Source organism: Psychrobacter sp. CX90, assembly GCF_057396305.2.
Genome location: NZ_CM182008.1, coordinates 2,414,744 through 2,438,373 on the forward strand (window position 1 = coordinate 2,414,744; position 23,630 = coordinate 2,438,373).

A 23,630-nucleotide genomic window follows, 5' to 3' on the forward strand; every position below is an offset into this window, starting at 1 on the left:
AACTTTTATGTAGTCTCATCATGAACAATACCACATTATAGACTATATAAAAGTTTAGTTTAATGATTCACTAACTGCTTGTTAAGAGCTGTTAATACTTAGCTACAATATAACGGCAACTTAACCACACGATGTATATTAACAAAATATAGAGTTTAATCTATTTTAAACGTTTTAACTTGATGTTTTGTTTTATAAATCATAAAATCTATTTATTCAAACTCATTTAGACGCCTATGAATAGACTGTTTAACTCATTCTAACTGAGTTATTATTCACTATTGGATCTATTAAAACCTATTAAGTTAGCACCTATTAAAAATCAAGGTAAAAAGACGAGTAGATCATGTTAACTATTTAATTCAGTTTTATATATCAACAGCCTTTTTTATGTAACAGGTTATTTGCTCATACTCTATTAAACCACTATCTATCAAGAGACTACTATACCAATGATTACTTTAAGACAATTAGAATTCGCCATTGCGGTTGCAAAACACAAACATTTTAAACGGGCTGCAGAGGAATGTAATATTTCTCAGTCCGCATTAAGCCTTGGTATTGCCGAATTAGAAAAGCAACTGGATACACAGATTTTTGAACGAAACAATAAGCAGGTACTGATTACTCCTATTGGCGAGGAGATATTAACATGTGCAAAAAGAGTCTTTTCTGAAATCAATGACCTTACGACACGCGCGCAAAGCCACCAAAGCTTATTAGCGTATCCAATGACAGTTGGCATGATTCCGACAATTGCACCTTATCTGTTACCCAAAGTACTGCCTCAACTCAAGGAAGAGTATCCTGATTTTCGATTAACTATTATAGAGCAACAAACTGAACGTTTATTAGAACAGGTTCGTTATGGCCATATTGATACTGCCATCATAGCACTGCCCTATCCAGTAGAGGGACTACATACGTTTACATTTTGGGAGGAGAATTTTTACGCCATCTTCCCGAATGATAACCCGTTATCTAAGCTTCAAAATATTAGTGCCGACCAACTTAGCAAAACTAATCTAATGCTATTAGGCGAGGGCCACTGCTTAACTGATCATGCCTTGTCAGTTTGTTCATTTGATCGTAGCGAATTTAAGTCTAATTTCTCAGATGCTAGCCTTAATACATTGATACAGATGGCACTTGCCGGCATGGGGACAACTTTGATTCCGGCAATGGCACTAGGCCAAGTACATCAGCAAAATAAGTCGGTTACGACAATCCCCCTAGCTGAAGAAGGGCCTCATCGCCGTATTGCTTTTGTGACTCGTTTAAACTATGCACGTGTGGATGATGTCAAACTACTGGGTGATATGTTCCATAAATTGCTGACTGAACAACAACTAGCGATATAAGCCTAAATTAAAGCACGGGTTAAACTGTGTGAATACCTCATTGTTTTTAATCAACGAGCTTTTAATCTAATTTTCCTGACTTGCCAGCCAATATGTTATGCCAGTGTTTATACTCTGGCATGACTCTTTTTACCTCATCCCAAAATGCAGCACTGTGATTAGGATGATGCAAATGGCACAGCTCATGTACGATGACATACTCTGTACATTCTATTGGATACACCGGTAAATAAACGGATAACCAAACTCTTTTGGCTTTAGTGTTACAGCTACCCCAGCGTGTTTTCATTTTCTTTATTCTTATTTCAGTCGCCGTTTTACCCACAATTGGCTGCCATTTATTAAAAAGTTTCGGCATGACTCTCTGTAGCTCTTGCCTATACCAATGAACTCTCTCATTCTCGCCCATAATAAAAGGTTGTTTCTTGCCCCAAAGCATTAAGTTTCCCAAACTTGCCTGCTGAAATGGGTTTTGTGAGGGTTCTACATGAGAGGAGATTCTTTTTAATAGAATAGCATGTTGATTAATCGCCCACTCTACTCGGCCACTTATTGCGATAACAATATCTTTATCAGTAGCATAATAGGGCACCGAAACTGACAAACGGCTTGGCTTTAGACGAAAGTTAATATTCTTAACTCGTTTGCGCGTAACAATCAGATTAATATTTGCCTGTTGCAACTCTTGCTCTATAGCACGATATAAATCTTGTATCTGTCTAGCGTTATACATAAGAGTCGCATTTTATAATATAGTCGAAGTAACCTAAACTAAAGAAGTAATCTAAAATAGTTTTAAGGCAAGCAAGCGCAGGGTAAGGAGTAAGCATTATAGTAAGCAAGAGTACCGCTTAGAATGACTTTGGGTATGATGACATCCAGCTTAATAGCATCAAGCATCTACTACACACGCTGCATATGGTTATCAAAGGCGTAAGGTAGATGTACTTTATCAACGTGCAGATTCTGATTATCTGTCATTGCGTAGTGTTTATCCATTATTGAAGTAGCATTTGGGTGAGTACCAGCATCTATCACACTCAATCGGCTAAGAAAGCCCTGTCCATCGCTAACGATAAAGCTAGGTACACTACTATCAGTCCTCTGCACATTATTACTTACCTGTTGTGTAAGAACAGCAACTCCAGCACAATCACGTAATTCAACGACACCTTTCATAACGCCTGTCGTTAAATCAAATACAGCAACACAGCCACCGATTGGACTGGTCACACAGAGCAAGTTATGTTCCGAATCAACGGCAACGCTAGCAATATAATGATGAAAGCGATGCCAACCTTTTGTGTCGTCTTCAGGCAGCTTTAGGGGCGTAAACCCTGAATTACCGCGTTTGTGAGTCAAAACTAGTGGTAGACTTAAATGTCGCGCACCCTGAAATTGAATACCGATTGCCACAGTGCCATCTTCATGCATGGATAGATGTCGCACGCTCATTTGATTGTGCTCTGGATAAACCTGCTGAAAAATCTGACCATCATGTCGATTAATATAGACTAGCGATGACTGCATGCTGTCAATATTCAGCTCTTCTCGAGAGGCCTTTTCGGTCTTAATACCTCCGTTAGCAATGACTAGGGTGTTACCATCAGGATGCATGACTAGCTCATGGGGACCAATACCTTTAGTCTCAAACTCTCTTATTTTTTTGTAACCTGATGCAACGTCATAAACCCCAATAATACCTGCAAACGTATTGGTATTATTTTCTGTTACATACAATAGACGGCCATCTAAACTATAACAGGCATGACCGTAAAAATGACGATTAATATCTGCCTTAATATTATAAATAACATTACCCGTTTCAACAGACAAAATCCAAAAAAACTCACTTGGCCTACGCCCCATCACTGCTACATGTGGAGTCGAGAGGTTTGAGTCTTGTGGAAGTGGCTGTATTAAAATATCATGAACACGCTCTGGCATAGGAGTGTGCCAGACAATTTCTAGGTTAGTATCAATACCAACCACAGCAAACTCATTTGATGTTAAATCAGCAACCCCGCTTATCCAACTCGCACACTTGACCGGTTGGCTAACCGTCTGTTTCCTAAGCTTGAGTAAGGTGCTTTCTATGGAATCGCTTTCTTCGGAATGCTGAAATCTTCTTTTATAAGCTTCAGCAGCACCGTTCAAGTAATCTTTTAACCGTGCATTAGGATTATACTGCCTGCGCCCTAGATGATGCGCGCCAACTAATGCCGCAGTGCCGAAGCCAGTAATCAATATCGTTTCCATACCTGACTTTATAATTTTTGGTAAGGCCATAGAGTTTATTAGGTCAAGCTTAGACATTAATCCCCATCCGTACTATTAAAGCCTACTTGTACGCCAAGTGTCGGCATCAACTGCCGTTTTATGGCCTGAGTCAAGGCAGTTAGCTTGTCATATAGCGATTGCTGCTGTTCTGGCGTTGCATCGGCGATGTCTTCAGGAAGCTGTGCTAGTAAAGTTGAAGTCTGTGCAAGGATGGTAGAAATTTCATCCGTTAAGGTATCTTTATCATTTTCTGCTAACATAGCAACGAGCTTGGGATCGGTCAGAGCTGTATTCAATGCCGCTACTTTAGCGGTAATGATGTCTCGACTTTGACCTGCTGTTGCAGCTGGTAAATGTCCTTTTTTACTGCCCGTTAAACCCAGCGGCTTATCCAGTGAACTACTTTTGGTAGTTTCGACTAAGGACAACAAAGAGTTAATCCAACGATTCATACCCAATACAACATCGCCCTCCTCGCCTGCCAATAGTTGAACGGGGACTGCTTCCCATGCTTTATCTACCTCACTTAGGCGCTGGGCCAAGGCAGAACTGGCACTGATTACGTATTGACATTGCCCAGCATCCAGCGTGTCATTTGCAAATAATACCTCTTCAAGTCCAGGTATACCTTGTACCACGGCACTTTCCTGTGCCAATTGCTCTGGTGTAAGCTTTGGGTTAGCGTCAATTAAATCTATCACGCCTTGATGCACCAAACCACGTTCATCGGGATAATAGTTAATATATAGATTACTCATACTGTCCATAGCTGGACCGAAATTAACTATTTCAGCGCTAGCCCATGCCTTGGCTAACTCTAACCATTGTTGTCTTAGCACGGTTAGAGTTTCTGAATTGACCAATCCCGTATGACAATGTTTGGTTGCTAATGTATTTAAACGAGCACTTTGTTCAGCCACACTTTTGTAAGATGGAACAATCTGATCATTAGCAACGCTTTGTAGATAATCTTTAAGGGTCTCTTCAGATAGCTTTATTGACTCAGTGGGTGTTACCGATCTATCTAGCGTGTTGGCTTGATCTTTAGTAGCTTCGTTATCAACGGCTTCTTCCACCTTTGAATCTGTATTTGTTGCTTCGTCATTTGTGTCGTTCGGTTTAGTGCAGCTAATTAATAACCCTGCACTAAGTGCAGATAACAACATAGCAGCCAGTTGATGTTTTTTCATAAGACACTCTACTTATTTAGTTTTTAATAACTTACTTGATAATGGGGCTTTTAAAAGAAACGAATTAAGTCAAACAATAAAGTTAAGTTATAAAGAATTTAAAAAAGCTTCTAACTCATTACGTCCTTTCTTATCCAGCTGTAATACCTGCTCTTTTTGTTGTTGAGCTTCGCCGCCATGCCAAAGTACTGCTTCCATTAATGTACGAGCCCGACCATCATGTAAAAATGTAGCTTGCGGATCAACGGCTTGGGCTAAGCCAACGCCCCATAAAGCTGGTGTACGCCACTCATAAGAAGTGGCTAAGAACTCAACTTGAGCATTATTTGGCGGTAGCTTACCCGCAATAGTACGATCTGCTAAATCTTCGCCCATGTCATGTAAAAGTAAGTCTGTATAAGGATAGATAATTTGACCCTGTTGTTCAATGTGATCATCTTTACCTTTTGGTAATTGATAGCGGGGTGTGTGGCAGTTTTGACATCCGATTGAATAAAAGCGCTGCTTACCTGCCAATACAATTGGGTCATCCGCATTGCGGCGATGTGGTACGGCTAAGTTGCGAGTATAGAACTCTACAAATTTTGCAACCTCATCATTCACTTCAACAGCTGGTTTTCCATTACCTTGCTCATCAGCTCCGCTCGCTGCTTGATTACACTGCTTTTCAGCTTTGGTACACGATTCAACAGGACGAATATTGGACGTAAGCCCCATATCCTCGTTAAAAGCACTCTGATTTTGGGTAATGAGTCGTGTTTGTCCTGCTTTCCAGCCAAACTTACCCAATGCTTTATTACCTGTTTCAGGATCTATAACCCAATTAAACTTACCGCTAATGCCGTTGCTATCTTTATCATCTACATCGGCTTGACGCTTAATAGCTTCTTCTGGGATATATTCAAGTAAGCCAAGCCCAATCATCGGTAGGGCAACCCTAGGTGATACCATAAGCTCATCATCAAACTTACCATAACCCGCATTTACGAGTTGGAAGTCAGGTCGACGCAAAGTAATAACATAACCATCAGCAAAGGTAACCGGCACATCCTGCCATTTTACAGCGATTTTAGCCTCGGCAGGAACACCCTGCACACCTCTATCTTGTAACTGTCCCCCATAAACAGAGTGAGGTACTTTCTCTATTTCTGAGTTTTGCAGTTGTTCAAGTTGCTCCGCCGTCACCGCGGGCATAGCAAGACGAATTAATAAGCTGTCTGCATTGTCGTCACTATTGACGGGCGCATGCCCACGTCCATCTTTAATATGACATGATTGACAAGCAGCAACATTAAACAAAGGGCCTAGACCGTCTCTGCTATCGGTACTCGCTGGGGCAATAACCCACGGCTGTTTAAAAAAAGCATTCCCAACAAAAAAGTTGCCTTTGCGCGATGCGGTAATATTAGATGAGGGCTTTGAGTAACTCTCAGATGAGGTAATGGTTATACCTGTATCACCACCTTGTTTTACCTCTTGAGGATCAAACTGGATTAACTGAGCTAAAGACACTCCAGCCAACGCCTCTATTGTTTGATTTCTGACATCAACCTCTTTATTGTGATCCTTTGTCTCTATCGGTTTAGATTTGTCGATCTCATTACCTTTATCCGCTTTCTTTTGCTCTGGATTTGGCTGACATGCCAACAATGATGACATGATTACTACTACAGTAAAAGCCGCTAAACCCTTTAGAGCGACGTAAGGTTTATTATAGGAGTTTGCACTCTTTAACCTGATAATTTGGCGAATCTCATTTGAAATTTGACCCAATAGCATACTCAGACCTTAGCAAGACAACCCTTGCTATATTAAATTAAGTTTCATAAGCAAAACACGCTACCAACTTACAGTTGATAGCGTGTTTATTGTACTACATAGATACCTTAATAAAAATTATTCTCATTTCAATTTCTTTCGATATTAAGCAGTCATTACTTCCAAATATTGCGAATAATTAAAATTGAGATCCTGTATCGGCGTCAAGATTTTCGATACCGATGCTCTTCGCAGACATTTCAATTGAATCAGTTAATGCCTGTAAGTCATTAATTGCAGATTCAACCCAGCCTCGGCGTTTGTTCTGCTCTTCAGCTGACACACCTACTTTACTGGCCTGACCCACAGTCGCAATCATTTGGTCAACTTTGATGCCATTCTTCTCGCCCTGTTCAACGATTGTTTCGAAGTCCTCTTCAACAGCATCGAATTTGGCTTCTAAATCTTCAGCAGCGCTTTCTTGACCGCTATCCTTGAGGTAGTCTTTAATACCATAACCCCCTACCTCACGATTTGATACGCTTTCGTATTGACCCTCAAAAATATTTGCAATTCCACGTGCATTGTTTGAATAGCTTAAGTGAGTTAAGTCACTAAAACATTCATGTTCATCTTCAGTAGAACCTGTAACAAACGCTACCTGCATACGCTCAGAAGCAAGCTCGCCTAAAGCCAAACTACCCATTTGATAAAATATTTGGCGCACTGCGTTATCATCTTTGCGTGACATTAAATCGCTGCGTAGGGTGTTTTCTGAATTTGGCTGCCATTCAGCAACCATGTCGGTTAAATCGTCAACCAGCAATTGTGCAGCAGCCTTTAAGTATTCTCCACGTTTTGTACAAATAGCAGCATCACTTGAGTTGCCTGCTCCACTGGTACAGCTATCATCCCTCATATAGTCCGTAACTGGGCGCTGTCCTGAACCTTCGCCAACCCCGTTAACGTCTTGACCCCAAAGTAAAAATTCAATAGCGTGGTAGCCGGTTGTCACATTAGCCTCACTACCACCGATTTCATTCATCTCAGCAAGCAGCTCAGGAGTAATGTCTTTTGTATCCTGCTTAATACTACCGACAGTAATACTGTCAGAATTTATGATATTGTCTACACTATTGTATTCTCCAGCATAACCTTCTGAGACATAGTCAATCAGAGCTTCATCAAGTGGCCATGCATTCACTTGACCTTCCCAACCATCTACACTTTGAATCTCACGCTTATCATTAGCGCTTACAAAACCTTCATCAAAACGGAATACCTCAGTTTGCGAGTATGGGCTGCGAGCTTCTTTATAAACTTTTTTAGACATAGCTAAATTTTCTTCAGTTGGCTCTTTGACAAACTTATTGACAGCTTCTTGTAATCGTTTGGCTTCGCTCAATGAATCCTCATAAGCGGCTTGTGCCATATTAGCGTAGCTAGTGACTAATTTTTCAGCAGGTTTGCCTGTAAGCTCGCCGTCAGCTACTTGAGTGTTTGCTGCTTGAGTTTCGGCCGAAGTCATCTCTTCTTTTGTCGTGTCTTCTTCTGACTTAGCGCATCCTGTTATGACCAATGAACCAATAACGATAGCGGTTAGAGCTTTTGAAAGTTTAGTTTTGAACATAGTGCATGCTTTATCTGAGGACATAATAGATTCTCAATTTTGTGAATTTATATTATAAACGTGTTACTGCTTATTACAGATTATAATGCTATTGATAACTATTATCAATAGCATTCATTCTTATTCATACCTGTATCTTTTAATAATAACTATTGATTTCAACGTTATTTAAAGAGTCTAAGATTAATCCTTCATATAAAATCAAAAAGAGCCAGCATATTATTGCTGACTCTTAAACATATACCCTGACAATAAAACCAACTAACGGTTTAGTTATCTAATTAGTTCACGCTCTTAGGAGCATTAATTTGAATTTCAACACGGCGGTTTTGTTGTCTTCCTGATTCAGTGCTATTAGCAGCTACTGGACGAGTCTCGCCATAACCATATATACGAATACGATTACCTGATACCCCTTGGCGTACTAGATAGTTTGCAACTGACTGAGCCCGGCGCTGAGATAAATCTTGGTTATATGCTGCATCACCAGTACTATCGGTATGGCCCATAACATCTAAAGTTGTTTTATCATATTCAACCATAGTTGCAGCAAGCTTGTTAAGGGTATTATTAAATGATGGGTTAATGTAAGTACTATCATGAGCGAAAGTAATATTACCTGGCATAACCAAGTCAATGTTACCAGCAGAATCACGCTCAACAGTCACGCCAGTACCTTCCATTTGCTGCTGAAGTTTTTTCTGCTGATTTTCCATATAAACGCCTACTGCACCGCCCAGTGCAGCGCCAATCGCAGCATCGCGACCAGTATGATCGCCGCCAGTAGCTTTAGAGATACCTGCACCAGCGGCAGCGCCAGCCAATGCGCCTAGAGCACCTTTATGTAAAGTTTGTTGTCCTGTTGCAGGATCAGTGGCACAACCAGCAAGCGTAAGACCAGAAGCAAGAGTAGCAATCATTAATGCATTTTTCATAATATTTCCTCAAGGTTAATCAATAAGTTTTTTATCTATCGACTATTCACTGCTCATCTTAATCTAACTCATTAAACAATATTTAATTTATAAAACGTTGTCTGCAATGAATGTACGACAATAATTATAATAGAAAGTTTTGCTTAATAAAGTTAGCAAATGTTTCAAGATTATTATGCGGTTTTAAACCTTCACCTGTGTAATAATTTGTGGTTTTGCTGTATAGCGTATATTTAGAGAGTAATGGATTTAGTCACAATAATAAGGTTTTAAGACCACATATATCATAGATCAATCAGAAGTTTAAAAAAACCTAAAATAGAATGAAATATAACCCTTCTTATTTGGAAATTTTCCTGTCATCATCTTTAATAAAAACCTACTATCTTATTAGACGTTATCTATTATTGCATTATAGCTTACTGATTAATAGAGAGTTAAGTTTAGAGTATAGGTTGCTTGCATAATACAGATTAGAAATATCTGTGTCTTATGGGTGTTTTAGTCCTAAGTAAATCCTAAACGATCAGATATAAGACATAGGTAGATTGAGATTGATACCTACTTTAACAGCACAGCATTAACAGGACTGCATTGATTTAAAGGCTCATGAATAACAAGTTAAATATATCAGATTTCTGATACTAGCTTAGTTAAAATAGTGGCATAAGCTTGTCGTAATATCTGTAACCCGTTGTCAGGAAACTGTAGACTGGTTTACAATCGTAAACTGTTAAAAGCGTTTTAGCTTACCTTATTCTTACTTCTTTGTTCTTACTTCCTTGGCATTTTTTAATAACTTGGCATTTTTTAATAAATTGGTACATCTTATGAAAATAAAAAAAATATATCAACGCTTACACGAAAAATCTCCATTGCTGGGTAAAATGAGTTCTTTTACGACTGCAGCTGCCTTGATTGGGGCAAATACACTGACTGTCGGTTTCCCTCTATGGCTATTAGGCATAACAAAAGTAGCCACCGGTTCAAGTGTTGCGGATAGCTCAGTTATCAAAATCGCTAAACACTGGATCGCCACTAACAACAACTTGATTGACAATGTACTACCTGAGCGGGATTGGCGTATTGACTTGCCTGAAGGACTTGAAAAAGATAAACAGTATCTACTTATTAGTAACCATCTATCTTGGGTGGATACCAGTATCGTCCAATACATCAGTCAAGACCGTTTACCCCTTACTCGGTTCTTTACTAAATATAATTTGATTTATATCCCATTTATTGGACAGGCCTTCTATTTTTTAGATTTTCCTATGATGAAGCGCCATACTAAAGAAGAAATTGCTAAAAACCCTGAATTAAAAAACCGCGATATTTTAGAAGCCAAACGTGCCTGCGAGCTCCTCAAAAATAAACCCTTTGCTTTACTTAATTATTTAGAAGGTACTCGTTTTACTCCCGCTAAACGTGATGCTCAAAAATCGCCCTACAAGAATCTTCTTAAACCAAAAGCAGGCGGTATCTCACTGGCTATTCAAGCGCTAGGTCCTCAGATTGATGGTATTCTAGACTTGACCATTGTTTATCCTGACGGCAGCCCTTCTTATGCTGATTTGTGGAAAGGCGATATAAAGCGCCTTGGCGTACATATGAAACGCATTGATATTCCACAAGAACTATTTAATGCGATTGAAGATGGCGATTATAATAATGATGAGGCCATTAAGCAGACTATGTATGATTGGTTAGATGAGATTTGGCGCCAAAAAGACGAACAAATTTCTCTAATGCTTGCGGAATTTGAGAATAACAGTAAAGGAATTGGCTAAGATAAAAACCCTCAGGGCACCAACACAGACTATTAACGTAAATATATCGCCCCAACTTTAGAAAGCCGAATTATTGATCATTGCGTGGTATTCTAGTAAAAATAAATTAACAGCATATAATAACCGTCGCATCTTGAGAATGTCATACGCTTTCGCTAACATGGTGTACCTCAAAATATCTAGAGAAGCCTACTGCGATGCGTTCATCAAAAAAATCAACGACTAACAACAGCCGAATTACCGAAAAAGAGTTTATACGTTTGCAAGGTGTTGCTAGCAAAAGCCTGCCTACAGACTCCCCTCAGGTACCTAAATCAACCAGCAAGTTAGAACTGACTTATGATATTACCATGCTCATCATTATCGTGATTGATTTGGCAATTATTGGTATTGATTTAGTGCTAATGAGTAATTTTGCAAACCAAATGGCTAACTGGTTAGGTGTGACGCATCATTTAACTTACTACACCCAAGAGATTCACATCCCACTACGTATTTTAGGCAGTTTTTTTACCATTTTCTTAATAACTGAATTAGCCATTCGCTGGTTACTCTCTATACTAAAAAAAGAGTACATGCGCTGGTTCTTTTTTCCTTTTGTGCACTGGTATGAAGTATTAGGCTGTTTTCCTCAATTGCGTGCCTTACGTTTGCTTCGAGCCCTCTTTATTGGTCGAAAGCTGTATCAAATGGGCTATCAAGTATTGCCAGAAAAGTGGATTACTACTGGCAAATTTTACTATGGACTTATACTTGAAGAGCTTTCAGATCGGGTTATTTTGACTGCGACAGGTAACCTCCGCCATCAACTGGCAGGCGGTGACACTCGCCAACGTTTGATGGAAAAAACGCTGAATAAAAATCGCCCTGCCATTCAGGCTATGATATCCTCAATGCTTAAGCAAGAATTGGTCCCTAAGCTTAAGCAAGTAGCTCATGGTCCTGTGGCTCAAGAGCTATCGAGCCATGTCGGTGCTTCTGTTCATGATGCTCTAGCCAATACACCTGAGCTGCGCCGTTATTTAAGAATGATACCCATTGCTGGTAAACTGATTGAAAATGAACTACATGCCATTGGCGAGCATGTTGGAGAAAACCTAGTAAGCTCTTTAACCTATCGCCTTACTCAAACTGAAACATTAGACTCACTTATTGACGCCATTGCTGAAGCGATATCAGAAATTGACCTTCATAACTCCGAACTTGAATTATTAATGACTAACATTGTTGATGATAGTTTGAACGCGTTTGAGGAGCAGGTAAAAATACAACAATGGAAACACCAACAATTTTTGCATTTATAATAGTGCTATTAATCAATTATAATCACTAACAGCTGTAAATAATTTATAACCCGTTATTTGAGCTATATATCATTAAAATAATCTCATAAGATAATAATATAATACCGTAGCAACTTGTTACCACGCATGTTTTATAACTAAGAAAAAAGCATAACAATAAGACTCTGAACAACTATACACTTAACAGATGATATAAAAACTTTATCGTTATTCCTCAAGGATTTGCTATGACTGCCTCTACCGATGCCAACACCCCTGCGTTAACTTTATATGGCAAAATGCTTACCTTTACCCGCATAAAATTGACCACAGCTGACCTTGAAAAAATCTCGACACAACTTGAATTAACGCTAGGCAACAAAACTAGCAAAATCCCAGTAGTCATTGATAGTGATATAGAGCAAGACTTACCTGCTTTAGTAGACTTATTTTGGTCTTGGGGATTGCAGCCAATTGGTGTCGTCACTGGCGTACTGGACGAAGCCGCTAAAGCACAAAAACTGGCTATCTTCCCCAGCGATGGTAAAAGAATTGAACGTATTATCCCAGCAAAACAGGCCATACAAACGAAGCCTGTCGACCAATTGCAAAACGATGATACGTTAGTTCAGGAACAAGCTAATGCTGAGCCTATTATAGGGTCTGATAGAGTAACCAGTATGATTTACGATCAAATGGTACGCTCAGGGCAAAGTATAAATCATGTGGGCGGGGATCTTATTTTAACCAATAGTGTTAATGACGGTGCCGAAGTTATTACTGACAATAGCCTACATGTCTATGGGCGCGCTCAAGGGCGCTTGGTTGCAGGTGCAACAGGAGACAAAGACGCACGTATTTTCTGCCAACGTTTCAACCCGTCACTCGTATCTGTGGCAGGTACCTATTGCTTGCATGATAGTATCCCTACAGAGATGCTGGACAAACCTGTTCAGGTTAGCTTTAAAGAAGAAGTGGGCTTAGTTTTTGAAATTATGAGCAACACTTAAATAATGGATAGGTAGGATCGACAAACTAATTTTAAAGACTATTTTTGGCTTTAATGACTATGTAAGAAGTATTATGTAAGAAGTATTATCAAAAGCTAAACTGTTACTTTAGTAACAACTATGGTAATCTAGCCATATTAAAATTTGACTTACCTAGTATACTTGTGCTTCTGTTTTTACAATTCTGAAATAAGCAGTCCACTCGGGCTAACGTAAGTATAACGTTTCTAAAAGACTTAACTTTGTCAGACTCGCAAGAGCTATTTTTATAGTTTATGCACTCGATTAAATTGTTGAGTTAACTTTTAGATTTTATAAAAACTTAAACATTGGTAAATAGCTATGGGCAAAGTTTCTGTCCATTATATAGATTTATAGGAGTATGCCATTGTGGCAAAGATCGTTGTAATTACCTCTGGTAAAGGTGGCGTCGGTAAGACGACGACCAGTGCTTCATTTGCCGCAGGGTTAGCATTGCGGGGTTACAAAACTGTTGTTATTGACTTTGATGTTGGTCTACGTAATTTAGACTTGCTAATGGGTTGCGAAAACCGCATTGTTTATGACTTTGTAGATGTTATTTCTGGAAATGCACGCCTGTCTCAAGCCTTGGTAAAAGACAAGCAGTTGGATAATTTGTTTATATTACCAGCGAGCCAAACTCGAGATAAAGATGCATTGACCGATGAAGGTGTTGCTGAAATTATGGACGAACTGTCTAAACAGTTTGACTATATTATTTGCGATTCACCAGCCGGTATTGAGCGTGGGGCACAGTTGGCAATGTACCATGCTGATGAAGCTATTATCGTAACAAATCCTGAGATTTCATCGGTTCGAGATTCAGACCGTATTATAGGTGTATTACAAAGCCGCACTAAAAAAGTCATCGAAGGAACAGGAACAGTCCGTGAACATTTAGTCATTAACCGCTATAATCCTGAGCGCGCTGCTGCTAATGAGATGATGGATATTGACACAATCTCCAATGATATCTTAAAAGTTCCACTACTTGGCGTGGTACCTGAGAGTAATACTGTACTTGAAGCGTCAAACCAAGGCGAGCCCGTCATTCACTCGTCCGACTCAATTGCTGGCCAATGTTATGATGACATTGTGGCTCGCTTTTTGGGCGAAGAAAGAGAGTTACGTCATATTGATGTTAAGAAGAAAAGCTTCTTACAACGCTGGTTTGGAGGTTAAGATGTCAAGAAAAAAAGGATTTTGGAGTAATTGGTTCGGTACCGAAAATAAAAGTACGGGCAGTGCAAATACTGCGACTGAAAGACTAAAAGTTATTGTCGCAAGCGAAAATAGACTTAACTCTCGCTTAACGACAGATCGTATCGAGAAGATGAAACGAGAGATATTAGATGTGGTTAATAAATATGTAAATGGCGTACAAATTGATGATGTTAATATAAATCATCGCCATGAAGATAATCTAGATGTACTCGAGATGAATATTAATCTTCCTGAAAAGCCTTAACTTTTACCGTTAACCCCAGCTACCGTAAGCAGATTTAATTAATAAAAAAGCCCTAAATATTTAGGGCTTTTTTATTAATTATTCTAGTGTTGCATCAGCGCGTTTAATCAAAACCTGTCTATTTAATTACTTCATTCTAGCTATCATGTTATCTTTTTGAATAAACTGATGAAATAGCGCGCCTACTATGTGAATCGCTGTAAATATCAATAGAGCTGGCCAAAAGACATCCGTATGCAAATTATTAAAAAAGCGCGCTTGAGACCGGTCCGTTTCTACCATAGGAGGTATTTCGAATAAACCAAACATATCGATGCCGTGCCCACCATACCATGACATCAAGATACCAGCGATGGGCATCGCAAACAACAAGATATAAAGTACAAAGTGCGTTAAATGTGCTATCGCTTTCTGCCAAATAGGCATTGGCACTGGAGAAGGTGTTTTGGAGAACATTCGATTAATGACTCTGGCAATCATCCAAAATAATAAGCTGACACCAAACGCTTTGTGTAATAACAAATAAGTTGAACCTTCCGTATTACTATCTAGCACGTGCATTACCCAAGTTAACACAAGTAAGATCACACTTCCCCAATGAAAGAGCCTAGCCAAACTAGACCACTTCTCTACTGAGTGGGGTTTAGAAAAACCACTATGACCATTATGCTTAGAGGAAAAATTTGACATAATATACCTATAGATATGATAACTAGCTTACGTTGTCGATTATATTAGGGTTTAGCCCACTTATAGCTACTAAGATAGTCGCTTAGAACGTCTAAATCAGGCACACTATAAACCCTACCATCAATCTCAATCATTTGGAAAATAAAAGAAATATTATTTGAAATATCAAAGTTATAAGTATTTTCTGGCTTCTCTAAATCTAAAGAGGACGAAGTTGGGTTAATACTTAAATCTTCATAATAATCAATATCTTTAGCATCTGAGATCTTGACCTGCTGTTGGTTAAGTTCACCATGAATGAGTAGGGCAATTCTATGGTTAACAGTCTCTCCTTCAAGTATTACCACCTTATTGGGTCGCTGATCGGCTGAGAGAAGTGAATAAGCGGCAATGTTCTGATCTTGCCATACAATGATATCCTGAATTTCAGTGAATTTATCAACATGAATAATGAGTACTGAAGGCAAAACCCAGTCCGGTCGATTCTTAACAGGAATAAAAGTGACATCAAGCTGACCTTTATCAACAGTTAACATGCTGAGGGTTTCAAATCTATGCTTATCGATTTGCTTCATTATTGGCTCAATACCTCTAATTCCAAAAAATGCACTGTCAAAACAAGCTCTTTAGACTGGCATTCTTAATAACTTGGTTAAAATAAATCTACCGCCAACCCACTATTTTACATAAAAAGCGAGTATACACTCTATAAATTTAGCAGTTATGACAAAGTTAAAATATTTTTCGGAAAGATGGTTCCTTATTTTAATGTGAATTGACTACGTACTCAGTGACACGACTGGCTAATTGTTCTGGTGTTCCAACAAATTGTGTATAACCAGAGTCTATTACAGCTTGAGGTTGACTATTACAGACACTACTGGCAGGATCTTGAGCCCATACTTGGCTGTTATTAGCGTGAACATGTGGTAAATATTGCGTGCAATCATCACTCATTCCAGAAAATATAATACCTATCAGCTCTTCCCCAAAAACATCACTAATATTTTTGAGTATCCCGCCAATATCTGGCTTAAATCTCCCTTCCCATGTGTCTTGAGTGAAAATAACCCGCCCCGTTGAGTCGCAAACTACTTTCTGGAGAATAGGGACAATCAGACACTGCCCTGCTTGCATAGTTTGAGAAGTACTCACCACTTGACAACGCCAATTATTATGCCTATTCAAGATTCGCGGCAACGTATGAATCATATTATGGTTAAAGTGATGGGCCAAAATGATCGTTATCGGGAGATCAGGGGATAAATGATCCAAGAAGTCTCTAACAGCAGCTGTGCCACCCAATGAAGCACCTAGATAAACGACATAACGCCAAGGGTTAGGCTTTTCATAATACACCCTATGACTACGCAGTTCAGGAATACCTAACATAGTTGCTAGCTTACGTCTAAGCTTTCGTTGCCATTTACCATAAAGTTGTGCTTCATTTAAATACGGTGCTTTATCAAAGCCAACCAATATGGTTTTATCCAATGCGCCATTATCGGCAAGCTGTTGATGTAAATGTTCATCATATTGGCTATCTACTAGCCATACATCGGCTTTAGCATTAAGATGTTTTTCACTAACTTCACTCGGTAAAATGCAGTCTATAAGCGTGAAGCCAAGACTTGAAACCGTATCACAAAAAGCAAGCCTTTGCTGTTGTACCTCTGAGATTACCATGACCTGTATATCAGATAATTCTTTCATATTACTGATCACTACACTCTCCTACAACATCGATAATGCCATTAATAACATTAATTAGCTTTGTATCTTCAAAGGGTTTGCCCATATAGCCATTTACGCCAATCTCTATTGCTTTTTGTTTATGTTTATCACCTGTGCGTGAGGTAATCATAATAATAGGAAGATTCTTTAACTGACTGTCTTGACGTATATGAGTCGCTACTTCAAAGCCATCCATTCTTGGCATCTCAATATCAAGTAACATAAGGTCTGGCTTTATGCTTTTACTTTGTAGCATCTCTATTGCATCTAAACCATCACGAGCAACATGAGTATCAAAACCCTGACGCTCAAGCAGGCGTGAGGTAACTTTACGTACGGTAACTGAATCATCAACAATGAGTATTTGTGGCCTACCTTTAGTGTTTTCTTTTATATTGTGCGCTGTACTTGCTTGACGTATCGGTGCGTTACGCATCAGTGCTAAAGCATCTAAGATGAGCATGACTGAACCATCACCCATGATAGTTGCAGCTGATAAAGCACTAATATGCGTTAGCTGGCGACCCAATGGCTTAACAACTACTTCTATACGAGAACCAATAACCTCATCTACTTGAATCGCAAGATTTTGACCAGTTTGGTTGTTAATAATGATAATAGGTAAGCTAATATTGGTATTTACTGTGGCCACATTCAACGAAACACCTGAAAGCATTTCATCCAAGTACCTTAAGCGATAATATCTCCCAGATATTTTAAAAGTATGATGCTCTGATTGATAAAACTCTATTAAAGCTTCGGCATTGACACGCTCAACACGCTCAATCTGCATTAATGGAATGGCATAATACTGATCGGCAACTCGTACCCTTAAAGCATCGGAAATAGCGACGGTTAGGGGAACACGCATAGAGAAAACGGACCCCCTATTGCGTTTTGAGTTAACAGATACTGTGCCGCCAAGCTGACGTATTTCACTCCTAACCACATCCATTCCAACGCCACGTCCTGATATTTGGGTAAGTTTATTCGTAGTTGTTAAGCCAGCATTAAAGACATATTGCATCACATCAAGTTCGGTTAATGTGTCATCTTTCTCATCAATAAGTCCTTGACTAATAGCTTTGGCTCGTACGGCTTCGATATCTATACCGCTGCCATCATCACTAAGTTTTATGACCACCTCACTACCATCACGTGTGACTTCCAAAATAATACGACCTTTTCTTAATTTACCAAGAGTTTCTCTTATCTCTGGTAGCTCTATTCCGTGATCTACTGCATTTCTTAACATATGTTCAAGAGGCGATGTAATGCGCTCTAGAATGATTCTATCCATCTCATCATCTGCATTAATAACTTCCAACTCTACTTCTTTTCCAAGCTCCTTAGCGGTTTGACGGACAATACGTTGCAATCGAGGTATTAAGCGAGAAAACGGCACCATTCTTGAGCTCATCAGCGCATCTTGCAAATCAGTGTGTGTACGTGACAACTGTAATAATAAATCTTCAGCGTTACGCGTTTTATCACGCATCGTGTTTTTTAAATCTAACAAGTCAGAAGCTGATTCAGATAGCGATTTGGATAATTGGTTAAATGACGAATACTGATCCATTTCTAGAGGATCAAACGCTTCATTATCAAGCAAGTCTTTATCATTAATTTGTGACAATATCTGTGCTTCAAGCTCAATATCCATTCTTCTAAGTTGATCTGCGAGACGGCGTACCGTTATTGCCATCTCATCAACCGTGTTATTTAAACTTGCTATATTCATATCAATTCGGGCACGGTTAATGGCAGACTCACCAGATAAATTTATCATGTGTTCCATTAAACCTGAAGATACTCGAGTCATCTCGTTGTTATATTTGGGCTTATTATCTGGCTTACCAAAATTACCTGATGAGGATGGGATTGTACTTATATCGTGCTGAGTCGAACGAGACGAACGCCATGTCTCATAGTTGTTTGTTGCCTCAATATAATAATGTAGTGATGATTTTGGCACGTTTAATATGATGTCAGGATCCTTATAGAAGCACTTTAAACCTTCTATCAACTCAGATGGTGTAGGTGGATTGACACCTTTTCTGAGTAATAATATGGCTTGAGTTAACCAATCTTGACAAGCTAGCAGTAGCCGAGTTATGTATGTAGTAGCCAGATTATTTTGTGTTAATAAACTCTCTAATACGGTTTCCATGTGGTGCGTAAGATCTGCAACACCGTTTGCTGATACCATACGGGCGCCACCTTTCATGGTGTGGAATTCGCGTTGCAACTCTTTTAATGCTGCTTTGTTATTTGGGTCTTTGTAAAATGACTGCATATGTTGGGTACTGCTATCAATAAGCTCCTGTGCTTCTTCCAAAAAAATCGACAAAATATCAGAGTCTGGCTCATTGCCATGCCAAGACTCTAATTTAAGACGATTAAAATCAAGTTGAACGGTGGTTTGATCGTTTAAGTAACCTTTATTATCTAAACGGGCTAGCTTACTTAAGCTTTCAGAATGCTCTTCTGATGTTAAGTCCTTACTACTTATGTTCGCAGACTGCTCATTTAAAAGAGCACTGTTTTGAATCGGAAGCGCTACTGTTTTAGCATCTTTAGTCTGTGTAATCTTTGGAGGGCATAGAGCAAAATTCTCGTCAATCTCTTTAGATTTTGCCAAGCTTCGCAACTGGTCAACAGTGTGGTTTGCATAATAAGAGTTCCCAGTTAATAGCACCTGTTGCACTTGCGAGGTGAGTATATCTTGAACACCTTGCATTACCTCTACCCACTGACGAGAAGGCTGAATATGCCCTTTTAAGAAATTTTCATAAAGGGTTTCAGCTTCGTGCGCTAAATCAGCAATACTACGAATACCCGCCATACGCGCACCGCCTTTAATCGTATGCAGATGACGTTGCAAGACTTCAAGCAATTCTACGTCTGTTGGTGTTTGTGACCACGCGCTGAATATAGCACTGATTTCGTCATCAATCTCTTGTGCTTCTTCTAAAAAAAATGCTAATAGTTCGGGTTCAGTTCCGATTTGCTCAAACTCAATATCTTCTAATTGCCTAGGGGTTGCGCTTAACTCGGTAGATGAGACCTGTTTTTCCTGATCCTGTTGACAGTCTAAATCAACACTATTCTTTAAATTGGAGCTGTCATAATCCGCCCTATCTATCAAACATATATGTTCGCCTTTCTCGTCACTTTTTTTTTCAGTTAACTCATTATTGACCAATGCCTTTACTGGCTCATCAACTGTGGAATCAACCTCATAATTGGCCATAACGGTTTGATAGTCGAATTGGCTTTGCAAATTTTTACTGAATGCATTAGCGCAAGCTATCCACAATGGCATTTTTTCAGGATAGTTATCTGTACCGTGTTCAAAAGCCGATATCATAGCAGGATAACTTTCTAATACGTCTTCGACCAATAACTGCATATCAGACGTCGGTTCGATGGTGTTATCTAAAATACGATTAAGCATATTTTCTATCGCCCAAGCGACTTCTGCAGAGTAGTTAGCACCCACCATCCGCCCTGAGCCTTTTAAAGTGTGAAACCCACGCCTTACCTCTATAAGGTATCTCCTATCGTGAGCCCCCTTCCATTCATTGAATTGGGGTATAATCTCGTCCAATACTTCACCGGCCTCTTCAACAAAAATATCTTTAATATCTTGGTCGGCGTCGCTTGTATCTTTTGCAATAATGGCATTGGCCAAATAGGGTAGCAACACGTCTGGCAGATTCGGCTCATTTCGCTCATTATTTGACTCATAAGCTTGATTTAATTGAACATCATGAGCACTAGTACCCTTAGATTGTTGTACGCGGTCTCTACCCTCATTTTCAATAGATTTGTCCTTCATAAAAATCAAAGAGTCATTACTTTGAGTTGCCATAAACTCAGCATTATTAGGGTTGAGTTCGCCTACACCCTCATTGATAGGGCGACCTTTTAGTAGATTTTTCGCTTTGAATATAACCAAAGCCGTATCTATTGAGGCAGGTCGCTGATTTGCAAAGTCGTTGACTAGAATTTGGACATGTGTACGACTTTCCCCAATAAAACCTATCATCTCTTCGGTAACCGATATTGTCTTATCTAATATACGGTTGAGCATACTTTCAACAACACATGCAATGTCGCCGGCGCTATGAGCGCCTACCATACGTCCTGAATTTTCAAGAGTATGAAATCCACGTCGGATTTGGCTCAGAGCTTCTGTATCTTCTGGATCAGCTTGCCATTCTGGTAAATACTTATCTAGTGCTTCAAGAACCTCCTTAGCTTCCTCTACAAAAACATCACGGATAACCTCATCCATATCAAATGTGTCTTCTTTAAGGGAGTCTTTTAGGGCATTTAGCGATTCTGATTCTTGAGGTGTAGTAGACACAACATGAGTAGTTGCATCATTTAAGGTAATCTCTCCATTATCATCATAATGAATAACATTTTTGTTTTCTTGTAATCGCTGAACCTTTAAAGTCGCCCAATCGCCTTTTTCAATATCTGGGTCATCAATTAGCTGAATAACAAGAGATTCTGCTACAATCATGCGATCACTAATTAGCTTTAATAGTTGGCTATCAAAGGTGTGCAGAGCCAGAAAGTCCATAAACAATTCAAGCAGAGCCAATGAGTCAGTTATGTTTTCGGCAAGAACCCATGTAATACGATTAAGGTCATAAGTGAATATGTTCTCAAATAAACGCTTTAAACGAACAACTATTGCTATCAGGTCATCACTGAGCATCACGCTAAATAACTGACGTAACTTAGCGAGTGATTCTGTGTTGTTTAATAATTGAGCGTCATGATGGTATAAATAGTCGCGATAGGCATTTTTTATATTATCAAGTGCAATACGTGCTTCATAAAGTGACGGCGTACTAACAACATCAGTAATAGACGCTTTATTTTGATTGGCTGGTAAAGAGGCGGGCTCTGTTAAATCAGTGTTAAGACGGGTACCTTTAATGACACTACTATTAGTTATAGATATGTTAGTTATAGATATGTTATCTAGATAGTTTATGTTTTTATCTTTCTTTTTATATAAAGGGGGCGAGTAACTGGCTATTTGCTGATCAACCTTCAAATCAATCATCTTATACATGTTTTCGATTGTGCTATACAGACTGTGTAGCGCCTCTGTTGCAATTGAATTAGAGGCATCGTTAGCAGGATGACAACATTGATCTATAATCTCCTCTACCTGCTGCGATAGCTGTCTCCATCCTCGACTCATTAGTTGTGATTGCACATCTTTCAACACTACCTCAACGTCTTGCCGCGACTCCAGCTGCTCTATAGCGAGATTGATCAGTAGCATAACTCGTGGTAATAATGCATGGTCATGTTCAGTCCCATTATTAATGCTGGCTAATACATGCTCAGCCTGTTTGGTCACTGAACTTAAACTTGAAAGATGGATATAAATATCAATTAGGCAAGTTTCAGCATCTTTATGACTTACCGAATGACTTACCAAATTAGGACTTGCCAAATAGTCATCTGTTACAATACTGGTCTTCCCACTTACACCACATTGAGCACAAATCAAATTATCCAAGTTTGCCAATACCTGTGTGTAAGCAGATACTGGAACATTATTTACCGGTAAGCTCGCTAACCATTGCTTAACAACATACCACAACTTGGCACGATCTGTAGCATTCCGGGCATACGCATCATTTATTAAGTAGTGAACTACTTTTTGCAAATAAGTAAGACATACCTCAAATCTGTCATCATTTTGACTACCCCTACTAAACAAACTATTCAGCGAATAACGCCATGCGGTTAGCAGCATGCTACACTTTTTAGAAGATAACTTGACGTTTTCAATATCTTCTGGCAATTCAATATATTTATATAGATAGCATGAATTAACTGTTTGGTATGGCACGTCATCCATAAACGTTGAGGATAATGGCTGCTGGTTTGGTACAGCCGCCTCATTCTCTATTACCAATCGATGATCTTGGCTCACAAGCCATACATGATTAGCAACTAATAAGTCTTGCAATTTTTTTTGATGCTCTACAATTAATGTTTTATGATAAGACCCCGTTTGCACAAAAAAGGTTAGCTCATTCAGTAACAGATTGCTGGCGTACAATGATTTATAAATATATTGCGACGATAGTTGCTCTTTTCCGATAGCCTTGAATGTCGATTCAATCATCAGTGCTAAATTAGCAAACGTAGCCAGCCGAGCTACTTTAAAGGTATCATAAAGCCTGTGATATTCATCAGCTACTAAAGCTAGCTCATGGACGTCCAAGGAAAGCTTCAGCTTATTATGGAGTGTCATTAGCTGCTCTTTTAATACTGGGAACAACCACTCTGTTGTAACCAATAAATTAAGCTGATTAGTCATTATATTTTCCTAGTCATATACTACTTAATAGGTAATCAAGCTGCACCGCTTGTTATCTAAGGCATTTCCAAACATGAACATGCAAATTATGCTAATGCTATGTAAATCCGAATACCAAG

The 23,630-nt window shown here is 39.1% G+C and carries 16 protein-coding genes; 6 read left to right on the plus strand and 10 right to left on the minus strand.

The genetic code is table 11. The features are described 5' to 3' along the window. Positions 1-452 precede the first annotated feature (452 nt). Entirely contained in the window at positions 453-1,361 is a 909-nt protein-coding gene (locus AC2SLN_RS09590) for a hydrogen peroxide-inducible genes activator (protein WP_486550492.1), read from the plus strand. A 61-nt stretch (positions 1,362-1,422) separates the two neighbouring features. On the opposite strand, the gene AC2SLN_RS09595 is transcribed toward AC2SLN_RS09590, so the two are convergent. The 6 genes from AC2SLN_RS09595 to AC2SLN_RS09620 all read right to left on the minus strand — a co-directional run bounded on the left by AC2SLN_RS09595 (position 1,423) and on the right by AC2SLN_RS09620 (position 9,154). Further along, positions 1,423-2,094, minus strand: coding sequence for a M48 family metallopeptidase (locus AC2SLN_RS09595; RefSeq protein ID WP_486550491.1), 672 nt, complete (start codon positions 2,092-2,094; stop codon positions 1,423-1,425). Between the two features lie 170 nt (positions 2,095-2,264). After that, a complete protein-coding gene (locus AC2SLN_RS09600; RefSeq protein WP_486550489.1) occupies positions 2,265-3,677 on the minus strand; it encodes a DUF1513 domain-containing protein in 1,413 nt (470 codons plus the stop codon). Continuing rightward, positions 3,677-4,831 (minus strand): imelysin family protein, encoded by a 1,155-nt coding sequence (locus AC2SLN_RS09605; RefSeq protein WP_486550488.1) that lies wholly within the window; start codon positions 4,829-4,831, stop codon positions 3,677-3,679. The genes AC2SLN_RS09600 and AC2SLN_RS09605 overlap by 1 nt, the downstream gene beginning before the upstream one ends. An 87-nt stretch (positions 4,832-4,918) precedes the next feature. Further along, positions 4,919-6,490, minus strand: coding sequence for a di-heme oxidoreductase family protein (locus AC2SLN_RS09610; protein WP_486550487.1), 1,572 nt, complete (start codon positions 6,488-6,490; stop codon positions 4,919-4,921). A gap of 298 nt (positions 6,491-6,788) precedes the next feature. After that, positions 6,789-8,219, minus strand: coding sequence for an imelysin family protein (locus AC2SLN_RS09615; RefSeq protein ID WP_486550486.1), 1,431 nt, complete (start codon positions 8,217-8,219; stop codon positions 6,789-6,791). A 281-nt stretch (positions 8,220-8,500) separates the two neighbouring features. Further along, positions 8,501-9,154 carry a YiaD family glycine zipper/OmpA-like lipoprotein gene (locus AC2SLN_RS09620; RefSeq protein ID WP_486550484.1) on the minus strand — a complete coding sequence of 218 codons (654 nt, stop codon included), beginning with the start codon at positions 9,152-9,154 and terminating at the stop codon, positions 8,501-8,503. An 830-nt stretch (positions 9,155-9,984) separates the two neighbouring features. On the opposite strand from AC2SLN_RS09620, the gene yihG reads away from it, so the two are divergent. From yihG to minE, 5 genes are all read left to right on the plus strand, one after another. Then, positions 9,985-10,944, plus strand: a complete 960-nt coding sequence (gene yihG, locus AC2SLN_RS09625) for a 1-acylglycerol-3-phosphate O-acyltransferase, YihG family (protein WP_486550482.1) — start codon at positions 9,985-9,987, stop codon at positions 10,942-10,944. A gap of 197 nt (positions 10,945-11,141) precedes the next feature. After that, positions 11,142-12,248, plus strand: coding sequence for a hypothetical protein (locus tag AC2SLN_RS09630; RefSeq protein ID WP_486550480.1), 1,107 nt, complete (start codon positions 11,142-11,144; stop codon positions 12,246-12,248). Between the two features lie 227 nt (positions 12,249-12,475). Further along, the gene (gene minC, locus AC2SLN_RS09635; RefSeq protein ID WP_486531926.1) at positions 12,476-13,237 is read left to right on the plus strand and encodes a septum site-determining protein MinC; all 762 of its coding nucleotides are present in this window, start codon (positions 12,476-12,478) and stop codon (positions 13,235-13,237) included. A gap of 390 nt (positions 13,238-13,627) precedes the next feature. After that, the gene (gene minD, locus AC2SLN_RS09640) at positions 13,628-14,440 is read left to right on the plus strand and encodes a septum site-determining protein MinD (RefSeq protein ID WP_486531927.1); all 813 of its coding nucleotides are present in this window, start codon (positions 13,628-13,630) and stop codon (positions 14,438-14,440) included. A 1-nt stretch (position 14,441) separates the two neighbouring features. Beyond that, a complete protein-coding gene (gene minE, locus AC2SLN_RS09645) occupies positions 14,442-14,726 on the plus strand; it encodes a cell division topological specificity factor MinE (protein ID WP_486531928.1) in 285 nt (94 codons plus the stop codon). Between the two features lie 126 nt (positions 14,727-14,852). On the opposite strand, the gene AC2SLN_RS09650 is transcribed toward minE, so the two are convergent. The 4 genes from AC2SLN_RS09650 to AC2SLN_RS09665 form a co-directional block, all read right to left on the minus strand. Next, positions 14,853-15,416, minus strand: coding sequence for a cytochrome b (locus AC2SLN_RS09650; RefSeq protein WP_486550478.1), 564 nt, complete (start codon positions 15,414-15,416; stop codon positions 14,853-14,855). Positions 15,417-15,460: 44 nt separating this feature from the next. Continuing rightward, entirely contained in the window at positions 15,461-15,991 is a 531-nt protein-coding gene (locus AC2SLN_RS09655; RefSeq protein ID WP_486550477.1) for a hypothetical protein, read from the minus strand. A gap of 190 nt (positions 15,992-16,181) precedes the next feature. Then, on the minus strand, positions 16,182-17,129 hold the full coding sequence (locus AC2SLN_RS09660) for a chemotaxis protein CheB (protein ID WP_486550475.1): 948 nt from the start codon (positions 17,127-17,129) through the stop codon (positions 16,182-16,184). A gap of 1 nt (position 17,130) precedes the next feature. Beyond that, positions 17,131-23,511 carry an Hpt domain-containing protein gene (locus AC2SLN_RS09665; protein ID WP_486550473.1) on the minus strand — a complete coding sequence of 2,127 codons (6,381 nt, stop codon included), beginning with the start codon at positions 23,509-23,511 and terminating at the stop codon, positions 17,131-17,133. Positions 23,512-23,630: the final 119 nt, after the last annotated feature.

Bases quoted from the DNA above. Each gene is read 5' to 3' on its own strand.
- AC2SLN_RS09650 (WP_486550478.1), bottom strand. From the start codon at position 15,416: ATGTCAAATTTTTCCTCTAAGCATAATGGTCATAGTGGTTTTTCTAAA.
- minE (WP_486531928.1), top strand. From the start codon at position 14,442: ATGTCAAGAAAAAAAGGATTTTGGAGTAATTGGTTCGGTACCGAAAAT.
- yihG (WP_486550482.1), top strand. From the start codon at position 9,985: ATGAAAATAAAAAAAATATATCAACGCTTACACGAAAAATCTCCATTG.
- AC2SLN_RS09665 (WP_486550473.1), bottom strand. From the start codon at position 23,511: ATGACTAATCAGCTTAATTTATTGGTTACAACAGAGTGGTTGTTCCCA.
- minC (WP_486531926.1), top strand. From the start codon at position 12,476: ATGACTGCCTCTACCGATGCCAACACCCCTGCGTTAACTTTATATGGC.
- AC2SLN_RS09590 (WP_486550492.1), top strand. From the start codon at position 453: ATGATTACTTTAAGACAATTAGAATTCGCCATTGCGGTTGCAAAACAC.
- AC2SLN_RS09655 (WP_486550477.1), bottom strand. From the start codon at position 15,991: ATGAAGCAAATCGATAAGCATAGATTTGAAACCCTCAGCATGTTAACT.
- AC2SLN_RS09610 (WP_486550487.1), bottom strand. From the start codon at position 6,490: ATGTCATCATTGTTGGCATGTCAGCCAAATCCAGAGCAAAAGAAAGCG.
- AC2SLN_RS09660 (WP_486550475.1), bottom strand. From the start codon at position 17,129: ATGAAAGAATTATCTGATATACAGGTCATGGTAATCTCAGAGGTACAA.
- AC2SLN_RS09630 (WP_486550480.1), top strand. From the start codon at position 11,142: ATGCGTTCATCAAAAAAATCAACGACTAACAACAGCCGAATTACCGAA.
- AC2SLN_RS09605 (WP_486550488.1), bottom strand. From the start codon at position 4,831: ATGAAAAAACATCAACTGGCTGCTATGTTGTTATCTGCACTTAGTGCA.
- AC2SLN_RS09615 (WP_486550486.1), bottom strand. From the start codon at position 8,219: ATGTTCAAAACTAAACTTTCAAAAGCTCTAACCGCTATCGTTATTGGT.
- AC2SLN_RS09620 (WP_486550484.1), bottom strand. From the start codon at position 9,154: ATGAAAAATGCATTAATGATTGCTACTCTTGCTTCTGGTCTTACGCTT.
- AC2SLN_RS09595 (WP_486550491.1), bottom strand. From the start codon at position 2,094: ATGTATAACGCTAGACAGATACAAGATTTATATCGTGCTATAGAGCAA.
- AC2SLN_RS09600 (WP_486550489.1), bottom strand. From the start codon at position 3,677: ATGTCTAAGCTTGACCTAATAAACTCTATGGCCTTACCAAAAATTATA.